This window comes from Thioclava indica, from assembly GCF_000714545.1.
In the GTDB taxonomy this organism is placed as follows: Bacteria; Pseudomonadota; Alphaproteobacteria; order Rhodobacterales; family Rhodobacteraceae; genus Thioclava; species Thioclava indica.
On sequence record NZ_AUNB01000014.1, the window covers coordinates 43,297 to 69,279 of the forward strand.

Annotated in this window: 23 protein-coding genes and 1 tRNA gene; 14 read left to right on the forward strand and 10 right to left on the reverse strand. The window is 59.5% G+C overall.

Annotation, left to right across the window (positions count from 1 at the left end; genetic code table 11):
- Nucleotides 1-3 precede the first annotated feature (3 nt).
- From DT23_RS05065 to recA, 3 genes are read right to left on the reverse strand one after another with little or no spacing between them, the layout of a single operon-like run.
- Nucleotides 4-300: a DUF1330 domain-containing protein gene (locus DT23_RS05065; protein WP_038128926.1), complete on the reverse strand. Its 297-nt coding sequence runs from the start codon at nucleotides 298-300 to the stop codon at nucleotides 4-6.
- Nucleotides 300-3,059 (reverse strand): alanine--tRNA ligase, encoded by a 2,760-nt coding sequence (gene alaS / locus DT23_RS05070; RefSeq protein WP_420804678.1) that lies wholly within the window; start codon nucleotides 3,057-3,059, stop codon nucleotides 300-302. The genes DT23_RS05065 and alaS overlap by 1 nt, the downstream gene beginning before the upstream one ends.
- A 14-nt stretch (nucleotides 3,060-3,073) precedes the next feature.
- Complete coding sequence (gene recA, locus DT23_RS05075) at nucleotides 3,074-4,141, reverse strand: recombinase RecA (RefSeq protein WP_038128928.1); 1,068 nt, start codon at nucleotides 4,139-4,141, stop codon at nucleotides 3,074-3,076.
- A gap of 186 nt (nucleotides 4,142-4,327) precedes the next feature.
- Here recA and DT23_RS05080 point away from each other — a divergent pair, with 186 nt between their 5' ends.
- A complete protein-coding gene (locus tag DT23_RS05080; protein WP_240473546.1) occupies nucleotides 4,328-4,948 on the forward strand; it encodes a sulfotransferase family 2 domain-containing protein in 621 nt (206 codons plus the stop codon).
- On the opposite strand, the gene DT23_RS05085 is transcribed toward DT23_RS05080, so the two are convergent.
- The 3 genes from DT23_RS05085 to DT23_RS05095 all read right to left on the reverse strand — a co-directional run bounded on the left by DT23_RS05085 (nucleotide 4,949) and on the right by DT23_RS05095 (nucleotide 9,369).
- On the reverse strand, nucleotides 4,949-7,129 hold the full coding sequence (locus DT23_RS05085) for an ATP-binding protein (protein ID WP_476718434.1): 2,181 nt from the start codon (nucleotides 7,127-7,129) through the stop codon (nucleotides 4,949-4,951).
- A 241-nt stretch (nucleotides 7,130-7,370) separates the two neighbouring features.
- Nucleotides 7,371-8,543 (reverse strand): RsmB/NOP family class I SAM-dependent RNA methyltransferase, encoded by a 1,173-nt coding sequence (locus tag DT23_RS05090; protein ID WP_038128930.1) that lies wholly within the window; start codon nucleotides 8,541-8,543, stop codon nucleotides 7,371-7,373.
- A gap of 166 nt (nucleotides 8,544-8,709) precedes the next feature.
- Complete coding sequence (locus tag DT23_RS05095; protein WP_038128932.1) at nucleotides 8,710-9,369, reverse strand: TetR/AcrR family transcriptional regulator; 660 nt, start codon at nucleotides 9,367-9,369, stop codon at nucleotides 8,710-8,712.
- Between the two features lie 65 nt (nucleotides 9,370-9,434).
- On the opposite strand from DT23_RS05095, the gene DT23_RS05100 reads away from it, so the two are divergent.
- Genes DT23_RS05100 through DT23_RS05115 form a run of 4 tightly spaced genes read left to right on the forward strand, consistent with a single transcriptional unit; the run spans nucleotide 9,435 to nucleotide 13,358 of the window.
- A complete protein-coding gene (locus tag DT23_RS05100; RefSeq protein ID WP_038128933.1) occupies nucleotides 9,435-10,754 on the forward strand; it encodes a flavin-containing monooxygenase in 1,320 nt (439 codons plus the stop codon).
- Entirely contained in the window at nucleotides 10,751-11,653 is a 903-nt protein-coding gene (locus DT23_RS05105; protein ID WP_038128936.1) for a bile acid:sodium symporter family protein, read from the forward strand. Before DT23_RS05100 ends, DT23_RS05105 begins: the two co-directional genes overlap by 4 nt.
- A complete protein-coding gene (locus DT23_RS05110) occupies nucleotides 11,650-12,588 on the forward strand; it encodes an SDR family oxidoreductase (protein WP_038128937.1) in 939 nt (312 codons plus the stop codon). Before DT23_RS05105 ends, DT23_RS05110 begins: the two co-directional genes overlap by 4 nt.
- On the forward strand, nucleotides 12,585-13,358 hold the full coding sequence (locus DT23_RS05115) for an SDR family NAD(P)-dependent oxidoreductase (protein ID WP_038128939.1): 774 nt from the start codon (nucleotides 12,585-12,587) through the stop codon (nucleotides 13,356-13,358). Before DT23_RS05110 ends, DT23_RS05115 begins: the two co-directional genes overlap by 4 nt.
- A 62-nt stretch (nucleotides 13,359-13,420) precedes the next feature.
- Here the strand turns inward: DT23_RS05115 and guaB are convergent, their stop codons facing one another.
- The 3 genes from guaB to DT23_RS18435 all read right to left on the reverse strand — a co-directional run bounded on the left by guaB (nucleotide 13,421) and on the right by DT23_RS18435 (nucleotide 16,944).
- Entirely contained in the window at nucleotides 13,421-14,869 is a 1,449-nt protein-coding gene (guaB, locus tag DT23_RS05120) for an IMP dehydrogenase (RefSeq protein WP_038128940.1), read from the reverse strand.
- Nucleotides 14,870-14,961: 92 nt separating this feature from the next.
- Entirely contained in the window at nucleotides 14,962-15,924 is a 963-nt protein-coding gene (locus tag DT23_RS05125) for a TDT family transporter (RefSeq protein ID WP_038128942.1), read from the reverse strand.
- 126 nt (nucleotides 15,925-16,050) lie between these two features.
- Nucleotides 16,051-16,944 (reverse strand): GNAT family N-acetyltransferase, encoded by an 894-nt coding sequence (locus tag DT23_RS18435; RefSeq protein WP_162177173.1) that lies wholly within the window; start codon nucleotides 16,942-16,944, stop codon nucleotides 16,051-16,053.
- A 369-nt stretch (nucleotides 16,945-17,313) separates the two neighbouring features.
- Here DT23_RS18435 and DT23_RS05145 point away from each other — a divergent pair, with 369 nt between their 5' ends.
- From DT23_RS05145 to DT23_RS05175, 7 genes are all read left to right on the forward strand, one after another.
- Nucleotides 17,314-18,438 carry an OmpP1/FadL family transporter gene (locus DT23_RS05145; protein WP_038128949.1) on the forward strand — a complete coding sequence of 375 codons (1,125 nt, stop codon included), beginning with the start codon at nucleotides 17,314-17,316 and terminating at the stop codon, nucleotides 18,436-18,438.
- A 108-nt stretch (nucleotides 18,439-18,546) separates the two neighbouring features.
- Complete coding sequence (locus tag DT23_RS05150) at nucleotides 18,547-19,458, forward strand: DMT family transporter (RefSeq protein WP_038128953.1); 912 nt, start codon at nucleotides 18,547-18,549, stop codon at nucleotides 19,456-19,458.
- Nucleotides 19,459-19,507: 49 nt separating this feature from the next.
- Entirely contained in the window at nucleotides 19,508-20,362 is an 855-nt protein-coding gene (locus DT23_RS05155) for a hypothetical protein (protein ID WP_038128955.1), read from the forward strand.
- Between the two features lie 54 nt (nucleotides 20,363-20,416).
- Entirely contained in the window at nucleotides 20,417-21,337 is a 921-nt protein-coding gene (locus DT23_RS05160; protein ID WP_038128956.1) for a homoserine O-succinyltransferase, read from the forward strand.
- Nucleotides 21,312-22,328, forward strand: a complete 1,017-nt coding sequence (locus tag DT23_RS05165) for an alpha/beta fold hydrolase (protein ID WP_081846926.1) — start codon at nucleotides 21,312-21,314, stop codon at nucleotides 22,326-22,328. Before DT23_RS05160 ends, DT23_RS05165 begins: the two co-directional genes overlap by 26 nt.
- Nucleotides 22,329-22,447: 119 nt before the next feature.
- On the forward strand, nucleotides 22,448-23,344 hold the full coding sequence (gene ppk2, locus DT23_RS05170; RefSeq protein WP_038128959.1) for a polyphosphate kinase 2: 897 nt from the start codon (nucleotides 22,448-22,450) through the stop codon (nucleotides 23,342-23,344).
- Nucleotides 23,337-23,948 (forward strand): TetR/AcrR family transcriptional regulator, encoded by a 612-nt coding sequence (locus DT23_RS05175; RefSeq protein WP_038128961.1) that lies wholly within the window; start codon nucleotides 23,337-23,339, stop codon nucleotides 23,946-23,948. Before ppk2 ends, DT23_RS05175 begins: the two co-directional genes overlap by 8 nt.
- Before the next feature lie 78 nt (nucleotides 23,949-24,026).
- On the opposite strand, the gene DT23_RS05180 is transcribed toward DT23_RS05175, so the two are convergent.
- On the reverse strand, nucleotides 24,027-24,617 hold the full coding sequence (locus tag DT23_RS05180) for an outer membrane protein (protein WP_038128964.1): 591 nt from the start codon (nucleotides 24,615-24,617) through the stop codon (nucleotides 24,027-24,029).
- 238 nt (nucleotides 24,618-24,855) lie between these two features.
- On the opposite strand from DT23_RS05180, the gene DT23_RS05185 reads away from it, so the two are divergent.
- Both DT23_RS05185 and DT23_RS05190 read left to right on the forward strand, forming a co-directional pair.
- Nucleotides 24,856-25,602, forward strand: a complete 747-nt coding sequence (locus tag DT23_RS05185; protein WP_038128968.1) for an SDR family NAD(P)-dependent oxidoreductase — start codon at nucleotides 24,856-24,858, stop codon at nucleotides 25,600-25,602.
- Between the two features lie 108 nt (nucleotides 25,603-25,710).
- A tRNA-Ser gene (locus tag DT23_RS05190) sits at nucleotides 25,711-25,800 on the forward strand.
- The last annotated feature ends 183 nt before the right edge of the window (nucleotides 25,801-25,983 follow it).

Genomic DNA, 25,983 nt, shown 5'->3' on the forward strand with positions numbered 1-25,983 from the left:
ATCTTAAAGCTCGTCACTGGCCTCAAGGATCATCAAATCGCGCTCGGACGCACCTTTGGCATGGGCCAAAGCGGCTTGGTATTCATCCGAGTGATAACAGGTTTCCGCAGCCTCAAGGCTGGGGAACCATGCCAACACATTGCGAGAACGATCATTGCCCTCAAGCTGAACGTAGCGCGTACCGCGCGCCAGAAACTTGCCGCCATGCTTGGCGATCGCAGGCCCCGCGCCTTGGGCGTATTTGCCGTAGGCCTCCGGGTCCGTCACCTTCACATGTGCAATCCAATACGCTCCAGCCATCACAAGCCCTCCAGATAAGATTTCACCGCCGCGACCGCGTCATCGGATTTGGACGGATCCGCCCCGCCCGCCTGCGCCATGTCGGGGCGACCACCGCCGCCTTTGCCGCCAAGCGCAACCGCCGCCGCCTTGACCATATCCACCGCGCTGGCGCGTTCGGTCAGATCCGATGTCACGCCCGCCGCAACCGCCGCCTTGCCGCCGGTGTCAGCAACCACAAGGATCACACCGCTGCCGATCTGCTCTTTGAGCGCGTCAACAATGCCAGGCAAATCCTTGCCAGTCACGCCGGAAACGACTTGAGGAATGAACTTCAACCCATTGATTTCTAGCGTTTCCGAACCACCCGAGGCACCACCGCCCATCGCGAGTTCGCGGCGCAATTGCGCAACCTCATTACTCAGCGCCTTGCGCTCATCCAGGATCGCTTGCAGCCGCGCAAGGGCGTCTTGCTCGCTCACTTTCAGCAGCGATTCCATATCTGATAGCAAAAGATCGCGACGCCGCAACTCGGACATAGCGGCATCACCTGTCAGCGCCTCAATCCGGCGCACGCCAGCAGACGACGCCGTCTCACCCGTCAAAACAAAGCTGCCGATATCGCCTGTGCGCGTCACATGCGTGCCCCCGCACAGTTCCAGCGAATAAACATCACCGCGTGTGCCCTTGCCCGAACCGGGCTGCGTGCCCATCGAGACAACGCGCACCTCGTCGCCGTATTTCTCACCAAATAGCGCCTGAGCCCCCAGCTCGCGCGCATCGTCGGGCGTCATAAGTCGCGTTTCAACCGGCGTGTTTTGGCGAATGAATTCATTCACTTCGCGCTCGATCTTTGTAATTTCATCCGCACTCATCGCTTTGTTATGCGAGAAATCGAACCGTAGACGATCCGCCGCATTGAGCGAGCCGCGCTGCGCGACATGATCGCCCAAGGCGCGGCGCAAAGCCTCGTGCAGCAGGTGCGTGGCCGAGTGATTGGCGCGAATAGCGCTGCGGCGTGCATGGTCAACCTCGAGACGCGCACCCTGGCCCACTGCGATTTCACCCTCGATAACATCGGCAAAATGGATAAACACGCCCGCGACCTTTTTCGTGTCGCTCACACGCGCTTTGCCGGTCTCGGTCACGATCTCACCTTGATCGCCAACCTGACCGCCGCTTTCGGCATAAAACGGCGTCTGGTTGGTGACGATCTGCACCTTGCCCTGCGCGGCATCCGCGCGCGCGCCGTCCACGACCAGCGCTACGATCTGACCCTCGGCGCTTTCGGTGTCATAGCCCAAAAATTCGGTCGTGCCGGATTTCTCGGCTATATCGAACCAGATCGCCGCATCCGGGGCCTCGCCCGAACCAGACCAGCTTGCGCGCGCTTTGGCCTTTTGCTCGGCCATCGCGCTATCAAAGCCCTCGGTATCAACCTCACGCGCCTTTTCGCGCAGCGCATCCTGCGTCAGATCCAGCGGGAAACCGTAAGTATCATACAGTTTGAACGCGGTTTCGCCGGGCAATTTCGTGCCCTCGGGCAAGTCCACCAACGCCTCATCAAGCAGCTTCAAGCCGCGATCCAGCGTCGTCTTGAACCGCGTTTCTTCCGACAGCAGCGTCTCTTCGATCAACGCCTGCGCGCGGCCCAATTCAGGATAAGCCGCGCCCATCTCGCGCACCAAAGCGGGCACGAGGCGATACATCACCGGATCTTTCGCCCCCAGCAAATGCGCATGCCGCATCGCGCGGCGCATGATGCGGCGCAGCACATAACCGCGCCCGTCCGAGGCTGGCATCACCCCATCGGCAATCAGGAACGAGGTCGAACGCAGGTGATCGGCAATCACGCGATGATGCACGTTGCCCGGACCATCAGGGTCGCTCGACGTCGCATTGGCCGAGGCTTCGATCAGATGGCGCATCAGATCGGTGTCGTAATTGTCGTGCTTGCCCTGCAGCAACGCGCCAATCCGCTCCAACCCCATGCCAGTATCGATCGACTGCATATCGAGCGCGCGCATCGAGCCGTCTTCGAACTGCTCGTTCTGCATAAAAACGAGGTTCCAGATCTCGATAAACCGGTCGCCGTCTTCATCGGCACTGCCCGGAGGGCCGCCCCAGATCTTGTCGCCGTGATCAAAGAAAATCTCGGTGCAAGGTCCGCAAGGGCCGGTCGGACCCATTTGCCAAAAATTGTCATTCGTGGGAATGCGGATGATACGCTCGTCTGGCAGGCCCGCAACCTTTTTCCACATCTGCGCCGCCTCATCATCGGTGTGATAGACGGTTACCAAAAGGCGATCCTTCGGAATGTCGAAATCCTTAGTGAGCAACTCCCAAGCGAAAGGGATCGCACCCTCTTTGAAATAATCACCAAAGGAGAAATTCCCCAGCATTTCAAAGAATGTATGGTGGCGCGCCGTGTATCCGACATTGTCGAGATCGTTATGCTTGCCCCCGGCGCGCACGCATTTCTGCGCCGAAGTCGCGCGCACATAATCGCGCTTTTCCACGCCGGTGAAACAGTTTTTGAACTGCACCATGCCGGAGTTGGTAAACATCAAGGTCGGGTCGTTGCGTGGAACGATCGGAGAGCTGTCAACGATACGGTGACCGTTGCGCTCAAAAAAGTTCAGAAACGTGGAGCGAATTTCATTAAGGCTGGGCATGTCTATCTCGCCTGATCGAGCTGGTTCGCTCCCGTGTAACGCCGCCCCTGCGTGCTGTCCAGCAAGTGAAAAGGCCGAGCACATGGCCCGGCCTGTCTCAATCATGTTTTGCGACGAATTTATTCCTCGGTCAGCGCATCATCTTCGCCCGTGTCGCCAAATTCAAGACCATGGCTGGCGCGGATCTTATCTTCGATCTCATAGGCAAGATCAGGGTGCTCGCGTAGGAAAGTTTTGGCATTTTCACGCCCCTGCCCGATCCGCTCATCACCGTAGGAGTACCAAGCACCCGATTTTTCAACAATCCCGGCCTTTACGCCCAGATCGACGAGCTCGCCCATCTTGGAAATGCCCTCACCATACATGATGTCAAATTCGACCTGCTTGAAGGGCGGCGCCACCTTATTCTTAACAACTTTCACACGGGTCTGGTTGCCTACCACCTCATCGCGATCCTTGATCGCGCCGATGCGGCGGATATCCAGACGCACCGAGGCGTAGAATTTCAGCGCATTGCCGCCCGACGTCGTTTCAGGCGAGCCGAACATAACCCCGATTTTCATGCGAATCTGGTTAATAAAAACCACCATGCAATTTGAGCGCCCAATCGACGCAGTCAACTTGCGCATCGCTTGACTCATCAAACGGGCCTGCGCGCCGACCGTATGGTCGCCCATATCGCCCTCAATTTCAGACTTTGGCGTCAGCGCCGCAACCGAATCGACAACGACCATGCTGACAGCGCCTGAGCGCACCAGCGTATCGACAATCTCAAGCGCCTGCTCGCCAGTATCTGGCTGCGAGATCAACAGATCTTCCAGCTCGACACCAAGTTTACGCGCGTAATGCGGATCAAGCGCATGTTCCGCATCCACAAAGGCACAAACGCCACCTTTTTTTTGTTCTTCTGCAATCGCATGCAGCGTCAGGGTCGTTTTGCCCGAGCTTTCAGGCCCGTAAATCTCAACAATCCGCCCCTTCGGCAAGCCACCGATACCAAGCGCAATGTCGAGACCAAGGGAGCCCGTCGATGTCGCTTCGATCTCGCGCGCGGGCGTGTCGCCCCCGAGCTTCATGATCGAGCCTTTACCGAATTGCCGCTCAATCTGCGCAAGCGCCGAATCCAACGCCTTTTGCTTATCCGCCTTGTTGTGTTTTTCCATCTCGAGAATTTTCGCTGCTGCCATTGTCCCAGTCCTTATCCCACAGACAGGATGCGGCGGCAATGCGGCCCGACGCGATCCGTTCACTTTATGTTCTTGCCACCTTATGTGTACAAATGAAGAACATTGCAAGAAGTTTCTAACGACACCAGATTGTCACGACATACTTAATGAAAGGTTTACCGTTTAACCTGCAATCGGTATGGAGGGATGATTTTTACGTTCGCGAGGCATAAAATGCTGATATTTTGGAAGCAAAAGCTCGTTTTTCTTGCGACGCCTAAGGCGGGATCTTCGGCAATTGAAGCCGCACTTGAGCCGCTCGCAGATGTTGCAATTCTGCGCCCCGCAGAACTCAAACATACCTCAGCGCAGGACTTCCAAGGTTACTTAGCGCCATATTTGGCGCAAAAAAGCGGCGAGGCGTTCACCACCGTCGCGTTAATGCGCCAGCCGATTGACTGGTTGCGATCTTGGTATCGCTTTCGACTACGAGACGATGATGAAGACCCGGATCATCCGATGATTGGACGCACATTCGAACAGTTTGCTCAAGATTACATCTCACCCTCTCGCCCTGCTCACGCAAATTTCTCTAGCCAGTCAGAGTTCCTGTGTGATGCCCCGGGAACATGCGCAGTGGATACGATTTTTCGATACGATCAAATTGATAGATTCGTACATTTCCTTGAAGATCAGCTTGATTTTGCGATCACTTTGCCGCGTGTGAACGTTCCTCCGGCAGTGGATGTGACGCTGTCAGAGACAACGCAGGCCGCGCTAACCCAAGCTATGAAAAGTGATTTCAAGCTGTACGAATCGTTGGGGTGATCATCCCAATTGGTTTTGTACTGTGGCTGTTAATTCACTCAGCGAGAAGGGTTTGGGCAGGAAGACAGAGTTTTCCACCGGACAATCTCCGTTTTGGAACACGTCTTCAGCATAGCCCGACATGAAGACTGTCTTTGTGCCAGGGCGCGTTTTGAGTGCTTCGGTGACCCATGTTGGCCCATCCATCCCTGGCATAATCACGTCAGTTACAAAAATATCGACATCGAGATCAGGCGCACCCAGCATTTCCAGCGCTTCTTCAGCATTTTCCGCTTCAAGTACGCAATAGCCACGCAGTTTTAGCGCGCGCGATGCAAATGCGCGAACGGGCGCCTCATCCTCCACCAAAAGCACCGTGGCGTTGCCCTGAATGGCCATGTCAGAGGGCGCGCGAGCCCCAGACGATTTGGGAACCTCTGCGTCGCTTTGCGGCACACGGTCATGGACCGGAAGATAGATTGTAAAGCACGTCCCAGACCCTACCACGGTGTCGCAAAAGATATATCCGCCCGTCTGCTTGATAATGCCGTACGCCGTCGAAAGCCCCAGACCCGTACCTTCACCGATGCGTTTCGTTGTGAAGAAAGGTTCGAAGATTTTTCCTAACTTGTCCGCTGCAATCCCCGTCCCCTCATCCGACACCTTGACGGCAACATAATCGCCCTTGGGAACCGTCACGCGATCGCGCGGCACGTCTTGGATAAGGTGCAGGTTTCCAGTTTCAATTTTAATTTCTCCGCCGCCCGGCATCGCATCGCGCGCATTAACTACGAGATTCATAAGCACTTGTTCTAGCTGGCGTTTATCGGCCCGGATTGCACACAATTCAGAGTCATGTTCCAGCGTCAGAAGCACTTTTTCTCCAACCAAACGATTGAGCAAATGCGTCATGTCCGACAGCGTATCACGCAAATCAATGACCTGAGGCTTCAGCGTTTGCTTGCGCGAAAACGCCAGCAATTGGCCGACAAGAGAGGCCGCCCGATTGGCATTCTGACTAATCTGATCCAGATCGGCAAAATCGGAATCGCCTTTGTCATGGCGCAACATCAACAGATCGCAATGTCCCGAAATGGCGGTCAGAAGATTGTTGAAATCATGCGCCACGCCACCTGCGAGCTGACCGATAGCTTGCATCTTTTGGCTTTGAACAAACTGCGCCTCAAGGGTTTTAAGTTGGGTGGCATCTGAGAGCACCGCCATCAAACCAGCACGTCCGCCCTCGACAATGCGCGCGAGCGTTACTTGCAAGAACACTTCTTTGTCGCCACGCCGCGCACGCAGCACTTCGGGGCGACGGTCTGCCCGCCCCTCAAGCGCGTCGGCGACCCAATCTCCGACAGGGCGACCTAGTCCTTCAAGAATTTCTGATAAATGAACATCCAGCGCCGTTTTTCCCAGCAACCCGCGTGCCGCCCGGTTGATGGCCGTGACTTCGCCATGCGCGCCAAGCTTCATCAGCGCCACGGGCAGATTTTCAAAGCCGCCTGCATCTGTCGGTGTCTGGCCTGTCTCTATCGGCAAAAGATAGATTTCCGAACGACCACCCCCGCCATCAATCTGCGCGACAGTCGCACGAACTTTTCCATCAGGCGTCGTAATTTCGTGGGTTTCGCCCGAGCGCAGCGGCAAATCCGTGAATATCCGCTCAAGCGTGCGCATCCGTTCCCCGACGAGACGGCGCATCGTCTCGTTCATGAATAGAATCGTGCCATTCTCGGAAGCTGTCAGCATTGGCAGGCTAATCGTTTCCGCACCACGCCCCCCGATAGGGCGCTCTGCCATATCCTCGAGACGCCACAAAAAGCCATCGTCCCCGATTTGATGGACCGACAAACGCACATGGCCGCGCCGCGTCACCAGATCCTCGCGCGCCGCGCCCAAGGCTGATGCCTTGCTTTGTAAGCGGCGCAAAACTGTCGCGGGATTAGCAAACAATTCCCCCAGAGAGCGCGCCAAAACCTGCCCCCCGCGTGAGCCGAACCGCTCTAGAGCGGCACGGTTTTGAAACCCGATTTCGCCATCTGCATCCGTTGTGAACGAAGGCGACGCATCATGGGCGATAAACTCTGAAATCAGACGATGCATCCGGGTTTGGCGGCTGCGTTGATAGAGACACGCAACCCGTGTTGCGCCCGCGACAACGAACAATGTGCCAGAGGTGGAAAACATCGCCCACATCGTCAGGCGATCTGGCACCAACACCCCAATCCCCGCCGCGATGACCGCCGCAAAAGCCAGATAAATTCCGCCCGGCGCAAGGAGCGCCATCGTGCGGGTCATCGGCTGCAATGTCACATTACTATTCGCCACGCAGGAAATCCTCTCAGAATCGTCCTTACTATATGCGGGCATAAAGGATTAAAGCCGCATTAACGGCCATAAAAACACAACCTTTGATTGAGTCAATCTAAGAGAAATTTTATCGAGCGCCCTGACTCCGACGCAGCACAGCCGCAAAAAATCCGTCCCCGCCAGACTGCGGCGAAAATCGACGCGCGATCTCCACGGACCAGCCATAATCAGCGATTTTATTAAGCTGATCTTCATTTTCCGCCTGTAACACGGAACATGTCATATACGCCAACGCCCCTTCCGGCGCGACCAAATCCGCGGCCGCCATCAAGATCTGAGCCTGTAGCGCGCAAAGCTCAGACAAGCGCGCGGGATCAAGACGCCATTTCGCCTCTGGCGTGCGCCGCCATGTGCCCGAACCCGAACAGGGCGCATCGACCAAAACGACGTCATAGCCTGCCCCCGGATCACCGGGCGGACGTTGTGTTATGCGCGCACCGGCGCGCTTCGCGCGAGCGGGCAAATCGCGCATTCGGCCCGGATCGGCGTCATGTGCAAAAATCCGGGCTTGCGGACAGGCGGCGGCTATTGCCAAGGCCTTGCCGCCCCCGCCCGCGCAATAATCAAGCACGCGGTCACCGGGTGCCAAAGGTAACAACGCTGCAGCAGCCTGCGACGAGGCATCTTGCAGCTCGACCAAACCATTTAAATAGGCCTGCGAGCGCTGGATCAAACGCGCGCCTTGGGTTACCTCAAGCGCCGTTTCAGCCAAGACATGGGGTTGAGCGATAATGCCTTCGCCTGCAAGGGCGGTTTGTGCCTGATCGCGCGTGCCATGCGCTAGGTTCACGCGCAGAAAAACCGGCGCGCGCGCACGCATCGCTTGCGAAATCGCAGGGTAATCAGCGCCCAAATCGGCCTGCAAAATCGGCCGCAGCCATGCGGGCCAGTCAAGCGCTGCGATATTCTCGGGTGCGGCGGCCTCAAAGGCGGCGCGCTCGGTGTCAGTGAGGGGCTGCGGCGCATAGCCCTCACCTGTAAAAAGCGCATCAGGATCAATCAGTTGTGCGCGCATCATGCCCAGCATCAGCGCGCGGCCCTGCTCCCCTCCGCCAAGCGCTGCGAACGAGCCACGGCAGCGCAGCGCATCGAAGACGTGATCACGGATTGCGGCGCGATCCTTAGAACCTGCATAGCGGTTTGTACGCGCCCAATTGGTTAACGCGCGCTCTGCCGGGTCACCTGATGCGATGCGATCCAACAGTGAAATCGCTGCGGCGATGCGGGCGGCCGGGGTCATCTGCGCACCTGACAGGAAAGCACTTTATGTCTATTTTCCATAATCTTGCATTCCATTCCTCAAGCAATTCGCAGAGCGTTTCGGCCGCACCCTTATCGCGTGCTATTCACGATAAACCCCTAAATTTCAAGGCGTTTCAGCTTACTCATCATGATGCGCCAGTGCCCTATCCTTGCTCCAACCGCGCCTGACACCCAGCAGCGCAAAACGCCACCAGCCCGTCAATCGTAACTTGCGCCCCTGCCGCCTCTGACAAAGCCGACACGCGCCATTGCGCTGTCAGGAACGCCAAAAGTGCCGCGACCGAATAGACAAAGGCCTCGGCCGCCTGCGCGCGCCCCGCCTGCGGGTACAGCCCCGCGATTTCGTCGATGAAACGTTGCGCGGTCGGGTCAAACAGCTCGGCCGAAATCTTGGCCCATGCGGGATCGGCAGAGACCATTGCCACAAGGCGCGCATAGGCCAGCCATTGCGCATCCCCGCCCTCGGCCTTTTCCAGATAGGGCTGAAAAAAGCAACGCAGGATTGCACTTAGCGTCAACGCCCCATCTGATTTCGCCTGCTCGAGTGCGGCCAGTCGCAGCCGCGACAGTGCCTCGGCGCGCCGCTCGACCACCTCACGAAACAGCGCCTCTTTACCGCCCCCGTGATGATGCACCAGACCTAAGGGCGCCTCGGCGGCAGCGGCAATGTCGCGCACCTTCGCCCCTTCGAATCCATCGCGCGCAAAAACCACTTCTGCGGCATCGAGAATTCGTGAACGACTCGCGAGGGATCGCTTGGATGGCGCCCTAAGTCTTTGCTTTTTCTCTTTTTTAACTGTCATCACGCAGGGGCTTGCTTATTTTGAACATTCGTTCAATTTAAGAGATCTCTGGGAGGAGATATAGCATGACAGACACGCGGGGCAAATTCGCCCTTATCGGCGCGGGCCCCATGGGTCTGGCCGCAGCCAAGGTATTGCGCGAACAGGGAGTCGCGTTTCAAGGCTTTGAGGTGCACAGCGATGTGGGCGGGCTTTGGGATATCGAGGGGCCGCTTTCGACGATGTATCAAAGCGCGCATCTGATTTCGTCCAAGCGGATGACGGAATTTACCGATTTCCCGATGCGCGAGGAGGTGGCGGAATACCCCAGCCACCGCGAGATGGCGCGCTATTTCCGCGACTTCGCCGATCATTTCGATCTGCGCCGGTTTTACCATTTCGGCGCGCAGGTCACGCGGGCCGAGCCTCTGGGCGGCGATGGCGAGGGTTGGCGCATTCACTGGCGCGATGCGAGCGGCGAGCATGAGGAGGTGTTCGCCGGGCTGCTGATCGCCAATGGCACGCTGAGCGAGCCGAACATGCCCGAGTTTCCCGGCAACTTCGCGGGCGAGTTGATCCATTCCTCGGCCTATCGCGACCCCGAGCAATTCAAGGGCAAGCGCGTGTTGGTGGTGGGCGCGGGGAATTCGGGTTGCGACATCGCGGTGGATGCGATCCATCACGGGACCAGCTGCGATCTGTCGGTGCGGCGCGGCTATTATTTCGTGCCCAAATACGTCTTTGGCAAACCCGCCGATACGATGGGCGGGGCTATCCGTTTGCCGATGTGGCTCAAGCGGCGGATTGATGGCACGATCCTGAAATGGTTTGTCGGCGACCCCACGAAATACGGCTTCCCCAAGCCCGATTATAAACTCTATCAAAGCCATCCTGTGGTGAATTCGTTGGTGCTGTTTCACGCCGGGCACGGTGATCTGAACGTGCGCCCCGATATTGCGCGCCTTGAGGGCCATACGGTGCATTTCAAAGACGGCACGCAGGCCGATTACGACATGATCCTCGCGGCAACCGGCTACAAACTGCACTACCCGTTCATCGACCCAAAGTTGCTGAACTGGCAGGGCGATGCACCCCATCTGTATCTCAACGCGATGCATCCCGAGCGCGACGATATCTTTGTGCTGGGCATGCTTGAGGCCAGCGGGCTTGGCTGGCAGGGCCGTCATGAGCAAGCCGAGATGGTCGCGCGCTACATTCGCGGTCTGCGTGAGGGCGCAGAGGCGGCAAAGAAACTGCACGCCGAAAAAGCGCGCGGGTTTGAGCGCGCCACCGGTGGCATGGCCTATCTCAACCTCGCCCGCATGGCCTACTACGTCGACAAAGCGACATACCGGCGCGCCGTCACCGGCTGGATCAAGGCCCTTGGCAAGGGAGGCGCGGCATGACCGGGCTTGATGCGATCCATCTGAATTTCAGCCCCGCTTCGTTGCACTTGCTCAATGCGATCCTTGGCATCGTGATGTTCTCCGTCGCGATAGATCTGGCACCGCGCGATTTTCGTGCGCTGCTGGCGCGCCCGAAATCGCTGATCGTGGGGTTTGCCTCGCAGTTCTTCGTGTTGCCGGCGCTGACATTTGCACTGGTCAGCGTGATGCAGCCGCGCCCCTCGATTGCGTTGGGGTTGATCCTTGTGGCGGCCTGTCCCGGTGGCAATGTGTCGAACTTTTTCACCCATCGCGCGGGCGGCAATACCGCGCTGTCGGTGTCGCTCACGGCGTTTTCGACGGCCGCCGCGATTGTGCTGACACCCTTGAACATCGCCTTTTGGGGCAGCCTCTATGGCCCGACCCGCGCGCTGCTGCATGAAACCTCAATCGACCCTGTGCAAGTGGCGATCACCGTCGTCGTTATGCTGTTGCTGCCGCTGCTGGCGGGGATCGCGCTGAACCAAGCGCGCCCCGATATTACCGCACGGTTGCGTGGGCCGCTGAAATGGGTGTCGATGGGGATATTCTTGGCGTTTGTTCTGCTCTCGCTCGCCGCGAACTGGTCCTATTTCCTGCAATTTGTCGGGCTGATTGCTGGGTTGGTTGTGCTTCATAACGCACTGGCTTTTGCGGGGGGCTATGGCATGGCGACGCTGGCGGGGCTGTCGCCCTATGATCGCCGCTCCGTCACAATCGAGACGGGGATTCAGAATTCCGGCCTTGGTTTGGTGCTGATCTTTGCGTTCTTCGGAGGGCTTGGCGGCATGGCCATCGTCGCCGCCTTCTGGGGCATCTGGCACATCATCGCAGGATTTACCCTGTCCACCCTCATGGTGCGCAAGGAGGCCGCACGATGACGAAGATCCTGATAACCGGCGCGGGTGGCATGATCGGACGCGCGCTGATGGCACAACTGGCGGGCGGCGCGCATGAGGTGATCGCAACCGATCTCAAGGCGCCCGCGGATCTGCCCGAAGCGGTGCGTTTCGTGGCTCTTGATGTGACCACCGACGCCCCTGCCCGCGTGATCGCCGCCGAGCGTCCCGAGGTGATCGTGCATCTCGCCTCTATCGTGACACCCGGTCCGGGCATGGGGCGCGATCTGGCTCATGCGGTCGATGTTGAAGGCTCGCGCAAGGTGTTGGAGGCCGCGCTTGCAAATGGTGTGCGCCGCCTTGTCGTGACCTCGTCGGGCGCCGCCTATGGCTATCACGCCGACAACCCCGTGCCGCTGCGCGAAGATGATGCGCTGCGGGGCAATGTCGCGTTTGCCTATGCCGATCACAAGCGTCAGGTTGAGGAAATGCTGGCACAGGCCCGTGCCGCGCACCCGGCGCTGGAACAGGTCGTGTTGCGGGTCGGCACGGTGCTGGGGGCTGGCACCGACAACCAGATCACCGCTCTATTTCGCAAGCCCCGCCTGCTCGCGATCCGGGGCGCGGATAGCCCGTTCGTCTTTATCTGGACCCATGATCTGGCACGCATTTTGCAGCGCGCGGCCACTGACGGGCCGGCGGGGATTTACAACGTGGCGGGCGATGGTGCGCTTGGGGTGCGCGACCTCGCACGGCGCTTGGGCAAACCCGTGCGCACCCTACCCGCGGGTCTAATTAAGACGGCTTTGGCGCTGGCCCATCCGCTACGGCTTAGCCGCTATGGGCCTGAGCAGGTACGGTTTTTGCAATATCGTCCGGTGCTGGCTAATGATGCGCTGAAACGCGATTTCGGCTACACGCCCGAACTCAGCAGCGCCGAGGTGTTCGACCTGTGGTGTCGTGAGGCGGGGCTATGAGCGCGCCCGTCGCCGTCATCTCGGGCGGCGCTGGAGGCTTGGGGCGCGCACTGTCGGCGGCGCTACGTTCGGAGGACTGGCAGGTGGTTCTTCTGGATCGCGACATCTCGGGGCTGGGTGATATGCCCGGCCAGCAGGCGATTGCCTGCGACCTGACCGATCCAGCGCAGCTCAAGCGCGCCTGTGCGCAGGTTATCGCCACGCATCCGCACATTGATTTGGTAATCTACAATGCGGGGGTGACGCAAATCGGCCCCTTCGAGGCGCTTGGCGAGCCCGCCCATCGCCGCGTCTTCGAAATCAACTATTTTGCCGCCGTTGCAATGGCGCGCGAATTTCTACTGCCGCTGCGCGCAAGCGGTGGCACGCATCTGGCGATCTCATCAGTGGCAGGGTTTTCGCCGCTGTATCATCGCACCGCCTATGCCGCCTCAAAACACGCGCTCGGAGGGTTTTTCAGCTCGCTGCGCTCAGAAGAGGCGCGTCATGGCGTGCGCGTGCAGATCGCAGCACCCTCTTTCGTGGCCACCAATATCGGGCAGGCCGAGCGCCAAGACGACGGCATCGCACGCCCCGGCTCTGCCACGGACGGCGTCGATTACATGACGCCCGAGGCCGCAGCGCGCGTGATCTTGCGCGGGGTGAAACGTAAGACCCCGATGATCCCCGTCGGGCGCATCGCGCGGGCGTCGTGGTATATCCACCGCCTGTCGCCGCGCCTGTTCCAACGCCTGATGGAGCGGCGCATCGGCACGACAGACGCGCCCTGAGAAATCAAAAAAAACGCGCAACCCATAGAGCTGCGCGTCGTTTTACTCCGAAGATTGCGAAATTACCCAACCCGGTAGTTCGGGCTTTCGCGGGTGATTTGCACGTCGTGGACGTGGCTTTCCTTAAGCCCCGATCCGGTGATGCGCACGAAGTTACACCCGCCGCGCATGTCCGCCACGGTGGCCGAGCCGGTATAGCCCATCGCGGCGCGTAGGCCGCCGACGAGCTGGTGGATCACCGCGCCGGCGGGGCCTTTGTAGGGAACTTGGCCCTCAATCCCCTCGGGCACCAGCTTGTCGCTTGCGGCGTCTTTCTGGAAATAGCGATCCGCCGAGCCGCGCGCCATCGCGCCAAGGCTGCCCATCCCGCGATAGGATTTATACGAGCGGCCCTGATACAAAATCACCTCGCCCGGCGATTCATCGGTGCCCGCAATGGCCGAGCCGACCATAGCGCAGGACGCGCCCGCCGCGATGGCCTTGGCGAAATCGCCCGAGAATTTGATGCCACCATCGGCGATGATTGGAATGTCGCCCGCCGCGCTTGAGGCATCCATGATCGCCGTCAGTTGCGGCACGCCTACGCCCGCCACAATACGCGTGGTGCAGATCGAGCCGGGACCGATGCCGACCTTGACCGCATCCGCCCCCGCCCCGATCAACGCCTTTGTGGCCTCGGCGGTGGCGACGTTTCCAGCGACCACCTGCACACCCTCGCGGAAGGATTTCACACGCTCAACCGCGCGCGCCACACCCTCGGAATGGCCATGCGCGGTGTCGATCACGATCAGATCGCAGCCCGCCTCGATCAGCGCGCAAGAGCGTTCATAACCGGCATCGCCCACAGTCGAGGCCGCAGCCACCCGCAAACGCCCCTTGTCATCCTTGCACGCCAGCGGATGCAGCACCGATTTCTCGGTGTCTTTGAGCGTCAAAAGCCCGGTCAGCTTGCCCGCCCCATCGGTGACCAGCAACTTCTCGATCCGGCGCTCTTTCATCAATTCGCGCGCCTGATCGCGATCCGCCGGTTCGGTGAGGATCGCCAGATTATCATGGCTCATCATCGCCGACACGGGCGTCTTATCATCGCTTGCAAAGCGCATGTCGCGATTGGTCACGATCCCGACCACGCGCTTGTCGCCATCCACCACCGGGAAACCGGTGATATTGTAACGCTCCATCAGGTCTTTGGCATCGGCCAGTGTCTGATCGGCGCGCAAGGTGATCGGATTGTAAACGATGCCACTTTCAAAGCGCTTCACCCGGCTCACGTCATTGGCCTGCTGCTCAATCGTGAGGTTGCGGTGGATCACGCCCATGCCGCCCGCCTGCGCCATCGCAATCGCCATGCGCGCCTCGGTGACGGTATCCATCGCGGAACTGAGCAGCGGGATATTGAGACGGATCGAACGGGTCACATTTGTGGCGACGTCCGCGTCCGAGGGCAGCACCGATGAGGCTGCGGGAACAAGAAGGACATCATCAAAGGTGAGTGCCTCGCGAATCTGCATGGGGGGATCTCCGGGTCCAGATGCGTTTGGCAGTTTCCTGTTTCACGCAATGATCCCAAAGGCAACCCCCCGAAGGCGCAAGCCAGCTTTGCTTAGGCAATCGCGGCGTTTGTCTTAAGCGCAAGCTGGCCCTTCATCCAAAGCTGGATCACCTTGATCGCAATTGGAATGATCACGACAGTCGCCACCACCAGCAGCAACGCGCCCGGCAGCGCCCAGATGCCGCCTACCGCCAGCCAGCATCCTGCGGTGGCTGCCAACGGAAACGTCAACGCCCCCCAAAGCGGCGTGAACCCCGACGCCAAAAGCCAGCGCGCGGACACCACCAAAGTGATCAGATAGCCCGCAGACAGCAGCGCCATTACCTGCGCAATTCCCTCGGCGTTATAGGTTGCGCCCGCCGTTCCGATCAGCGCCGCCGGGGCAAGATGGATCGCCAATAACGGGCGCAATGGCGCGGGCACGCTTTCGCGCGAGAATTGCTGCAAGGAGATCGCCCAAAGGCCAAGCGCCGAGATCAGCGACGCCCAGAACAGCCAAATTGCAATCGTGGCGAGTCCAAGGACTTGAGCCGCTACCGCGCCCACGATCCAGCCGGTAAAGATCAACTGCCAGACGGGGGTGACGCGGCGTTGCTCGGCCGGGCCGCGCACAAGATCAATGATAACAAAAATGTTGAAGGCCAGATGCAGCGCGATGGTGCCCCAGAAAATAACGCTCGCCACGCTCGAATAGGGTGCCAAGGCGACCGCGACGAAATACTGTGACAGTATAATCGCCGCCAATCCCGCACGACCGGGCAGGATGCGCAAATCTTCATGCAGCACGCCGGGGCGGCGCAGGAATTTCACCCCGTAGGCGACAAATGCAAACAGCGCGAGCAAGGTGACTGCGCCCAACAACGCCTCGGCCAGCGCGGGGGGCAAAGCGAATTGATCGACCCCGCGGCGCCACGCAACCCCAAGGCCCATCAACCCCAGAATAGGCGGGAATGCGGCAGGCGGCGTGCGCCGGAACAAGCCCTTGGGTGTTGGTTTGGCGGGGGCAAATGACATAATGAGGCCTCTCTTGGCGCGTCTTATAGGTCAGATCATCGCGCGCGTGCCGCGTCAAAATGACCGATTTTGTTACTCAGGCAAAGCCTTAGCCGAGCAGCTTAGCAAAATCTAGGCGAACTCTCGCTAGTTTGGCACGACCCACGCGGTTGCGCCCAAAGGGTGAGGCTGCGCGCCCGTGCCCAGTTTAAAATGCATCCGCCCTGCCCCGTCTTCCGAGTTGATATCACCCAAATCAAAGCGCGCGCCTCCCTTGCGACGCAGCCACAACGCCGCGTGCCACAGCCCGAAATTATGCGCCCCGACGCGGCGTCCCTGCGCCCCGCTCCAGCCGATATGATAGCTCGCCCCCGCGCCGTGACGCAGCACGACCAACCCGGCCAGGCGCTGCCCGTCGCGATCCTCAACCCGCCACGCGCGCAAGCCATCGGGTGCACATTTGGCCCAGGCCTGCGTGAAACGTGCAGGCAAGGCACGATAGCCGCGCGCCGCCTGCTGGACCTGATCGGCGTGCAAAATCCAGTCGATATTGCGCTCAACGCGCAGGCGCAGACCGGCACGCTCGGCTGCAACCAATCGGTTGCGCCATTTCCCCGCAAGCCCCGCGCGCAAGTCTGGCTCAGCGGGCGAGAGCGACCAGATCGCGTGATGGCGCGGCGAGATCAGCGGGATCAGACCAAACCCGCCAACGGCCCGCTCTGGTGTGGCGATCACAACGCCGACGCGACGCGCCAGCCTGCGCAATGCCGCCTGTTGTACAATCTGCGGAACATCTGGCCCGAACACCGGCCCGCGCGAGATCAACCATAGCTTTGAGCGCGCAATCATCTGCACCAACCCGATCCGCGCAGTGCCCGAGCGGATCTCAACCCGCGCGACCTTGCGCCCCAGCGCGCGCATCACATCGCCGTAAGGCGCAGATTGCTGAAATGCGCTCACGCCGGGGCCAGCAAGCGCCTCAAGGGCGGCTTGCCAATCGGCCCCCTCGAACGGGTGCAGGGAAATATTGGACGTGATCATGGCCCCGTTAAGACAGGATTTACCTAAAAAGCGCTTAATGGCGGGGATAAAAATTACGAGGATCGCAATGAGTCGAAAACCCCACATCCCTGCCCCGCGCATGACTCGTTGGGCCGCTTTTTTGATCGCTTCCGCGCTTGCGACGTTTTGGGTCATTGCCCTAACCGCAAGCCGATTCCTGGGGATTTTCTAAACCCGATAGTTCGGAAGTTGACGCAGACGTCAAAAAGCGTGGCTTGCGCACCACAAGCTGCGCTGCAGCATAGGGGTTCGACGTAGCGTCAGGAAAAATCGCGAATTGATCTAGCCCAATCGGGTGATAGGCTTTTTCTCAGGGAACCAAGACATACGTTAGGGAAGAGGAACATCATGAAGCGTATTATGACAACGGCTGCGGTCGTGGCGCTGAGCGCCGGGATGGCGCAGGCAGGCGGAGTGGAGCGTTCGACGCAATCGGTCGGCATCCTGTTTGAAAAAGGCAATTACGCAGAAGTCAACATTGGCGGGTTCAATCCCGATGTGTCGGGGACGTTTGCATTGAATCGGTCGTCCTCGGGAGACATGGCGCCCGGCTATGGCACCTATAGCTTAGGCTACAAGCAATCGCTGAACGACAAAATTGATGTTGCTATCATTTTGGATCAGCCGATTGGCGCAAATATCAATTATCGCGCAGGCACCACCTATCCGCTTGCCGGTTCGACGGCCGAGGTGAACTCAAACGCTATCACCGGTCTTGTGCGATACAAACTGCCGCAGAATTTTTCGGTTTACGGCGGTCTGCGCATCGAGCAGGCCAAAGGCAAAGCCTATCTTCCCGCTGTGAACGTTTCGGCATTTGGCGGGGATTATTTGCTCAAGACCTCAAACGAGACCGATTACGGTTACGTCATCGGTGTAGCTTGGGAAAAGCCTGAGATCGCCGCCCGCGTAGCACTTACCTACAATTCCAAGATCGATCACGACTTCACCGCGACAGAATGGGGCGTGGATCCCACCCTGCTGGGCGCGACGACGAACGGCTTCAAAACCACGGTGCCAGAGTCCGTCAATCTGGAATTTCAGACCGGCATCGCCAAAGACACGCTGCTGATGGGCTCCGTGCGCTGGGTGCATTGGACGCAGTTCGACATCACCCCCCCGGCTTACAGCGAGCGTGCCGGTCAAGGCGCGTTGGTCGAATATAACAACAACTCAACCTCTTGGAGCCTCGGCGTTGGACGTCGCTTTAACGACCAGTGGTCGGGTGCGGTCATGTTTGGCTATGAGAAAACCCAGCCTGGCACCACCGGCAATCTCGGCCCGACAGATGGCTACAAGTCGGTCTCGCTGGCGGCGAGTTATCAGGCAACCGATAATATCAAGATCACCGGCGGCGTTCGCTATGTCGATATTGGGGATGCTAAAACCAACGTGATTACTGCTGGCACAGGCGGCGAATTCTCCGGCAACTCCGGTTGGGGCGCAGGCGTACGCTTGGCCATCAACTTCTGATCGCCTAACCTGATTCAAAATCTGAAAAGCCCCGCCCTCAACGCGGGGCTTTTCTTTTGAGCAACTTCCGGGTGGCGTGCGGCGCGATTGCGCCCTATCGCTTGGCCCATGAAAAACCAACCTACCCCCTCCCCGATCTCTCTCTCGCCGCTCGCTTGGGCATTGCTCGCGGGGCTTGCGCTGATTTGGGGCTCGTCGTTCCTGTCCAACCGCGCCGCCCTTACGGGGGCGGATGTGTTCACCGTTGTATTCATCCGCGTCGCAGGCGGTGCTGTGCTGTTATGGCTCTGGGTGGCATTGCGCAAAATCCCGGTGGGGCGCGATCCGCGTATCCTACTCCATTTCACGGTCATGGGGCTGCTCAACAACGCCATCCCCTTCACGCTAATCGTCTGGGGACAGAAGCATATCGATAGCGGGCTGGCCTCGATCCTGAACGCCTCGACCGCGATTTTCGGCGCGTTGATCGCAGCGATGGTATTTCGCGACGAACGGCTGAGCGCGCGCAAAAGCCTTGGCATCGCCACTGGCTTTGCCGGGGTGATCGTGGCAATTGGCCCGGACGCACTTGGCGGGTTCGATCTGACCTCGGCAGGCCAGATCGCGATCCTCGGCGCCGCCACGAGCTATGGTTTTGCAGGCGCTTATGCGCGCTTCGCCACCCGTAAAATGCGCCCCGAGGTCGCCGCGGCAGGCATGCTGAGCGCAGGCGCACTTTGGACCTTACCGCTAATGCTCGTCTTTGATGGCGTGCCCACACTTGATTTCGCGCCTTCCGTTTGGGCGGCGCTGATCTGGCTGGCGGTGGGCTGCTCGTCGCTGGCCTATCTGCTGTATTACCGCATCCTCGCGCTGGCAGGCGCGGCCAATCTGGCGCTGGTGACGCTGCTGATCCCGCCCGTTGCCATTGTCGCGGGTTGGGCTGTGTATGGCGAGCGTCTGGGCTGGGCGGAACTGATCGGGTTTGCGCTGCTGGCTGTGGGACTTATGATCTTGAACCGACGCCCGAAATCGGGGTGACGTGCGCGCGCCGCTGCGCTAGGAAAGGGGCGCAAGATTTGAGGGCCGCATGATCTATTCCAACCGCGCAGACTGGCTGAACGCCAAGGACAAACGGGTGCTGCTGTTTGGCATGTCAGGGCTGGGCAAGACCTGGGCGGCCAATCTGCTGCGCGAGGCGGGCTGGTTTCACTACTCCGTCGATTACCGCATCGGCACGCGCTATATGGGCGAATATATCGCCGATAATTTCAAACGCGAGGCGATGAAAAACCCGTTTCTGGCGGAGTTGTTGCTCTCGGACTCGGTTTATATCGCCTCGAACATTACGTTCGACAACCTCGCCCCGCTGTCATCCTATCTCGGCAAGCCGGGCGATCCGGCCAAGGGCGGCCTGCCCTTTGACGAGTATATGCACCGCCAAAGCCAACACCGCGAGGCCGAGATGGCCGCGCTGCTCGATAGCGCGCATTTCGCGCAGCGCGCGCGCGACATCTACGGTATCGAGAATTTCCTGTGCGACACGGGCGGCTCGATCTGTGAGGTGGTGGATCCCGAGGATGCGAATGATCCGATCCTGCGTGCGCTGTCGCAAAACCAGTTGATGGTCTGGATCGAGGGATCAGACGCGCATACCGCCGAACTGGTCGAGCGTTTTGATCGCGCGCCCAAGCCGATGTATTATCAGCCGGAGTTTCTGGCCCGAATGTGGGCGCAATATCGCGCGGAAACCGGCGAGCCCGAGGATAAGGTCGACCCGGATGCCTTCGTTCGCTGGACCTATGCGCAAGCACTGGCCCATCGCCAACCGCGCTACGCAGCGATGGCGCAAAACTGGGGCGTGAAAATCCGCGCGCAAGATCTGTATCTTGTCCGCGATGCAAAAGACTTTACATCCCTGATCGCAGATGCGCTGCCCGAGTGATCCGAAACGGGCAGCGACCCGTATTAACTTCGAACCATAAGAGACTGAAAAACAATGCCGATCACGCTTCCTGAAAACCTGCCCGCCTTTGACAAGCTGTCGCAGGAAGGCGTGATGGTGATGTCGCCCTCACGCGCGCAATCGCAGGAAATCCGCCCGCTGCGGATCGCGTTGCTCAACCTGATGCCAAAGAAAATCCAGACCGAGAACCAGTTTGCCCGACTGATCGGCGCGACGCCTTTGCAGATCGATTTTCAACTGATCAAAATGTCCGACCACGTCACGCGCAACACCGCCGCCGAGCATATGGAGGAATTCTACCGCTCTTTCAGTGAGGTCGCGGCTTCGGGCGAGAAATTCGACGGGCTGATCATCACCGGCGCGCCGATCGAACAAATACCGTTCGAAGAGGTCGATTACTGGGGCGAGTTGCAGCAAGTGTTCGCGTGGACGCAAAGCCATGTGTTTTCGACCTTCGGCGTGTGCTGGGGCGGCATGGCGATGGCGCATTATTTCCACGGCGTCGCGAAACACGCGCTGGATCACAAGGCGTTTGGCTGCTTTCGCCATCGCAATTGCGCGCCCGCCTCGCCCTATTTGCGCGGGTTTTCCGACGATCTGCTGATCCCCGTCAGCCGTTGGACCGAAATGAAACGCCCCGAGCTGGAAACGGCGGGCATGGTCACGTTGCTGCATTCCGATGAGACTGGCCCCTGCCTCGTCGAAGACCGCGCCAACCGTGCGCTCTATGTCTTTAACCATCTCGAATATGACAGCACCACTTTGAAGGAAGAATACGACCGTGACGTAACGTCAGGGAAACCAATCAACGTGCCCGCGAATTACTACCCCGATGACGACCCGAACCAGACGCCCACGAACCGGTGGAAAAGCCACGCCCACCTTCTTTACGGCAACTGGATTAACGAGATTTATCAGGGGACTCCCTATGACATGGCTGAGATTGGCCGCTAGCTTTATCCTTCTGGTCATCGTGCTTGGCGGGGCGACTTGGGGCCTCGACACCTGGCGTGCGCGCCAAGCCGAGGCAGATTATCCGCCAAACGGGATTTTCGTCGATGTCGGCGGGCAACGCGTGCACATGGTGGTGATGGGCGATCAGGGGCCTGATCTGGTGCTGATCCACGGCGCGTCGGGATCTGCGCGTGATCTGACATTTGCCTTGGCACCGGAACTGGCCAAGCGCTATCGCGTGTTCGTGCCCGACCGTCCCGGTTTTGGCTGGTCCGACCCGCTGCCCGCCGATCACGACACGATTTTCGATCAGGCGAAGCTGCTGCAACAGGCCACGCTTAAGGCTGGCGCGCGCGACCCCATCGTCCTGGGCCATTCCTATGGCGGCTCAGTGGCAATTGCCTGGGCGGTCACCCTGCCCGATACGCTGTCCGGTCTGGTGCCCGTGTCTGCCCCCTCGCAGAAATGGAACAGCCCGCTGCCGCTGCTCTATCAAATCACATCTCCGCCCTTGGGTCAGGCGATTGCCGTGCCGCTGATATCGGCCTGGACCCCGCCTGCGATTGTGAACCATGAGGTCGCCGCCGTTTTTGCCCCCCAGGAGATGCCCAAAGGCTATGCGCAATGGTTTGGCCCCAGCATGACGCTGCGGGTGCAAACGATGCGCGTGAACGCCCGCCAGCGCGCCGATCTTGAGGGTGAGATCAGTCAGATGATCCCAGAGTATCCCAAGCTCGACTTGCCCGTCTTGTCGGTACATGGCGATGCCGATACCATCGTGGGCGAGAAAATCCACGCGTTCCCCTTCACGCGTCAGGTGCCCGGTGCCGAACTGATCTCGCTGCCCGGTGTGGGTCATATGACGCCGCAAATCGCAACCGATGCGGTGGTTGAGGCCGTGGACCGGGTCGCTGCGCGCGCGAAATTGTTGAAGGATACGCAGCAAAATGCCTCCGACGAGAGTACTTCGGGCCAGATGAAACTGCGCTGAGCCGCTCTTTCATCTAGCTCTAAATACTCATCGCCCGGTCAATCCTGGGCGCCACGGTCGCGCGCCATCTTGCACCCGTTTCGGGCGCGCCCCATACTGCGCCAAACGAGGAGTCTGATATGGCCAAGGACAAGCTCAAAGATCCGCTTGATATCCCCTTCGTGGGTGAGATTACCGCCTATCTGCGCAATGAGGCCCCGAAAGCCGTGCGCCATGCTATCGAGCAATCGGATAAAGACGATATATTATCAAAATCATACCCTTACGACGAAGAGTTAAAGCGCAAAGCCTATGACCGCCAGATGGACAAGCTGCAGGTCGAACTGGTCAAGATGCTGTGGGATCTGAAGGAAACCGGCAAGCGTCTGGCTGTGGTCTTTGAGGGTCGCGACGCGGCGGGCAAAGGCGGCACGATCGGGCGCTTGCGGCAAAACCTCAACCCGCGCTCGGCCTATGTGGTGGCCTTGCCGAAGCCCACCGAAAAAGAAGCCACGCAATGGTATTTCCAGCGCTATGTCGATTGGTTGCCCGCTGCGGGTGAGATCGCGATGTTTGATCGTTCGTGGTATAATCGCGGCGTGGTCGAGCATGTTTTCGGCTTTTGCACGCAAAAACAGCGCAAGCACTTCTTCGCGCAACTCCCTGATTTTGAAAAGATGTTGGTCGATGACGGGATCATTTTGGTCAAGCTCTGGCTGAATGTGGATCGCGCCGAGCAGTTGCGCCGCTTCCTTGCGCGCGAGAACGATCTGCTCAAGCAATGGAAGCTCAGCTGGATCGACGTTGAGGGCCTGAAACGCTGGGACGCCTATAGCGAGGCCATTCAGGACACGCTAGAGCGCTCTGATACCGAACACGCGCCATGGACGGTGATCCGCTCGGATGACAAGAAACGCGCCCGGATCGCGGCGATCCAGACCATTCTGAACGCCGTGGATTACGCGAAGAAAGATGCGAAAGCCATTGGAAAGGTTGATACTTCCATCTGCGGCGGCATTGATATTCTGAATGTCTAAGCAAGGCTATCACCACGGCAACCTGCGTCAGGCGCTGGTGGCATCGGCGCTTGCCTTGATCGAGGAGAAAGGCCCGACCGGCTTTACGCTCTCTGAGGCCGCCAAGCGCGCAGGCGTCACCCCTGCCGCTGTCTATCGCCATTTCGAGGGGCGCGAAGACCTGATCGCGGAATGCGCACGTCAGGGCTATCTGATTTTCGGCGATGTGTTGGAACATGCCTGGAATGGCGGCGAGCCCTCGGCGCTGGCGGCGTTTTCGGCCACCGGGCGCGCCTATCTCGCCTTTGCGCGCAAATATCCCGGTCACTACATGGCGATGTTTGAAAGCGGCATTTCCCCAAATCGTTCCACCGATCTGGCGAAGGTGGCCGAGCGCGCCGATCGCGTGATGGAGCGCGCCACGGCTGCGCTGATGGAACATGTCCCGCCCGATCGCCGCCCGCCCGTGGCGATGGTTTCAGCCCATATCTGGGCGATGAGCCACGGCGTCGTGGAGCTATACGCACGCGAAGGCAACCGCGCGCCCTACGCCCCTGAGGATCTGCTGGAAAGCGGCATTGGCGTGTATCTGCGCGGCCTCGGCTTGATCCGCGCCGACATCTGACGCCCGCCACGACCTACGCGCAACAAAAAGGGGTGCAGGCCGCAGCCCACACCCCAATCTTGCATCGCGTCAGTTCAATTAGAACTGGAACGAGGTCGTCAACGATACGGTGGTCAGGTCGAGATCCTGTCCGGAACCGTCGAAATCATCGCCTTTACGATAATCAACCGCGCCACCAACCGTCATATTCGGCCGCACCTTGTAGCGCACGCCGAGCGTCGCCATCGGAACAGTGTCGCTGGCCGAGACGCCGCCTGCCGTGTCGCCCTTGATGTAGGACGCACCAAGACCGCCGTAGAACAGCCAGTTGTTCTGTTTCACACCGCCGATAAACTTGAGGTCGGTGAAGCTGTCAATTTTGCTGTTTTGCGCATCGTCCGTGATATCGGCGCCCGAGAAAGCCAGCTCGCCACCCGCAACATATTTGCCGAAGTCGTACAGGTAACCACCATGCACACCACCGACAACGCCACTGTCGTCCACGGCGTCACTTGCGTCGCCATAGCCCAACTGAGCACCGGCGTAAAAGCCGCCCCAGTCAGCCATCGGTGCCACGACCACAGGTGCCGCTGCGACAACAGGCTCTGCTGCCGGAGCCGTATATCCACCTGCAAATGCTGCCCCGCCGATAACTGCCAGGACGCTCGAGCTCATTAGAATACGTTTCATCTTCTTTCTCTCCTTTTTTGGGGATGTGTGCCCCCACTCTAACCTTTCGGGTAGAGCCGTTCGCGTGATCTACGTCTGTTTAAGTCTTCTACAAGGGGTTCGGTTCCAGCCCTCAGCGGGAACTTGCCAAAACGTGATCGGCCTCGAATTTCTGCACCTGCACAATGGCCTGACAAGACTGGACAAAAGCTTCGCGCGACCCGGTTATTGAACGGGTGTTCATTTCGAGGAGGCTCACATGGAGTTGAAGGACTTACGCGTTTTGGTGACCGGAGGGGCATCCGGTTTGGGGGCCGCGACGGCGCAGTTTTTGGCGCAATCGGGCGCGCAGGTGGTGATTTTTGATCGTGATCTGGCGGGCGCGCAGGCGCATGGGGCGCAGATCGGGGCGCAGGCTGTCGCGGTCGATGTGACCTCGGAACAAAGTGTGGCAGAGGGGATCGCGCAGGCCGTTTCGGGGATGGGTGGCATCGACGCGCTGGTCAATTGCGCAGGCATCGCGACGGGCGAGCGCGTTGTCGGGCGCGAAGGCCCCCATCAGCTGGCCAGTTTTGAGCGCACGATCGACATCAACCTGATCGGCACCTTCAACGTGCTGCGTCTGGCCGCCGCCGAGATGGCGAAAAACTCCGGCACCGAGCGCGGCGTGATCGTTAACACCGCCTCAATCGCCGCCTTTGACGGACAAAAAGGCCAGGCCGCCTACGCCGCCTCCAAGGCGGGGATTGCGGGCATGACCCTGCCGCTTGCGCGCGATCTGGCCAGCCAAGGCGTACGCGTCTGCGCCATCGCGCCGGGCATCTTCGCCACCCCGATGCTCAAAGGTCTGCCCGCAGAGGTGCAAGAGAGCCTCGCCGCCGAGGTGACCTTTCCCAAGCGGCTCGGTGATCCCGTCGAATACGCCCGCCTCGTCGGTTTCATCATTGAAAACGGCTATTTGAACGGCGAAGTGATCCGTCTGGATGGCGCTCTGCGGATGCGCTAAAGCGCACAATGACGCGCGCGCCGCACCTGAATTACGATTTGCGCGAAAAACGGGTTGCAAGGGCGCGCGCGGACCGCTAAATCCGCCCCACAGGAAGACCCCTGACGCGGAGAGGTGGCAGAGTGGTCGAATGCGGCGGTCTCGAAAACCGTTGTCGGTGAGAGCCGACCCAGGGTTCGAATCCCTGTCTCTCCGCCATTTCCATCGCATCTTCTAACGCTAATACCTTGGAGACACGGGAAAGCCGCCTCTAGATCGCCCCCGCACGTCCGAATTAGCTATATATTCTGCTATACACTCTCGACAGGTCAGCGAGTGTCAAAATGGCGATCACGACGCGCAAGGGGTCATCGAACCGTAAACGGTGCGCCGTTCACACCG

Bases quoted from the DNA above. Each gene is read 5' to 3' on its own strand.
- DT23_RS05065 (WP_038128926.1), bottom strand. From the start codon at position 300: ATGGCTGGAGCGTATTGGATTGCACATGTGAAGGTGACGGACCCGGAG.
- alaS (WP_420804678.1), bottom strand. From the start codon at position 3,059: ATGATTGAGACAGGCCGGGCCATGTGCTCGGCCTTTTCACTTGCTGGA.
- recA (WP_038128928.1), bottom strand. From the start codon at position 4,141: ATGGCAGCAGCGAAAATTCTCGAGATGGAAAAACACAACAAGGCGGAT.
- DT23_RS05080 (WP_240473546.1), top strand. From the start codon at position 4,328: ATGATTTTTACGTTCGCGAGGCATAAAATGCTGATATTTTGGAAGCAA.
- DT23_RS05085 (WP_476718434.1), bottom strand. From the start codon at position 7,129: ATGTGGGCGATGTTTTCCACCTCTGGCACATTGTTCGTTGTCGCGGGC.
- DT23_RS05090 (WP_038128930.1), bottom strand. From the start codon at position 8,543: ATGACCCCGGCCGCCCGCATCGCCGCAGCGATTTCACTGTTGGATCGC.
- DT23_RS05095 (WP_038128932.1), bottom strand. From the start codon at position 9,369: ATGACAGTTAAAAAAGAGAAAAAGCAAAGACTTAGGGCGCCATCCAAG.
- DT23_RS05100 (WP_038128933.1), top strand. From the start codon at position 9,435: ATGACAGACACGCGGGGCAAATTCGCCCTTATCGGCGCGGGCCCCATG.
- DT23_RS05105 (WP_038128936.1), top strand. From the start codon at position 10,751: ATGACCGGGCTTGATGCGATCCATCTGAATTTCAGCCCCGCTTCGTTG.
- DT23_RS05110 (WP_038128937.1), top strand. From the start codon at position 11,650: ATGACGAAGATCCTGATAACCGGCGCGGGTGGCATGATCGGACGCGCG.
- DT23_RS05115 (WP_038128939.1), top strand. From the start codon at position 12,585: ATGAGCGCGCCCGTCGCCGTCATCTCGGGCGGCGCTGGAGGCTTGGGG.
- guaB (WP_038128940.1), bottom strand. From the start codon at position 14,869: ATGCAGATTCGCGAGGCACTCACCTTTGATGATGTCCTTCTTGTTCCC.
- DT23_RS05125 (WP_038128942.1), bottom strand. From the start codon at position 15,924: ATGTCATTTGCCCCCGCCAAACCAACACCCAAGGGCTTGTTCCGGCGC.
- DT23_RS18435 (WP_162177173.1), bottom strand. From the start codon at position 16,944: ATGATCACGTCCAATATTTCCCTGCACCCGTTCGAGGGGGCCGATTGG.
- DT23_RS05145 (WP_038128949.1), top strand. From the start codon at position 17,314: ATGAAGCGTATTATGACAACGGCTGCGGTCGTGGCGCTGAGCGCCGGG.
- DT23_RS05150 (WP_038128953.1), top strand. From the start codon at position 18,547: ATGAAAAACCAACCTACCCCCTCCCCGATCTCTCTCTCGCCGCTCGCT.
- DT23_RS05155 (WP_038128955.1), top strand. From the start codon at position 19,508: ATGATCTATTCCAACCGCGCAGACTGGCTGAACGCCAAGGACAAACGG.
- DT23_RS05160 (WP_038128956.1), top strand. From the start codon at position 20,417: ATGCCGATCACGCTTCCTGAAAACCTGCCCGCCTTTGACAAGCTGTCG.
- DT23_RS05165 (WP_081846926.1), top strand. From the start codon at position 21,312: ATGACATGGCTGAGATTGGCCGCTAGCTTTATCCTTCTGGTCATCGTG.
- ppk2 (WP_038128959.1), top strand. From the start codon at position 22,448: ATGGCCAAGGACAAGCTCAAAGATCCGCTTGATATCCCCTTCGTGGGT.
- DT23_RS05175 (WP_038128961.1), top strand. From the start codon at position 23,337: ATGTCTAAGCAAGGCTATCACCACGGCAACCTGCGTCAGGCGCTGGTG.
- DT23_RS05180 (WP_038128964.1), bottom strand. From the start codon at position 24,617: ATGAAACGTATTCTAATGAGCTCGAGCGTCCTGGCAGTTATCGGCGGG.
- DT23_RS05185 (WP_038128968.1), top strand. From the start codon at position 24,856: ATGGAGTTGAAGGACTTACGCGTTTTGGTGACCGGAGGGGCATCCGGT.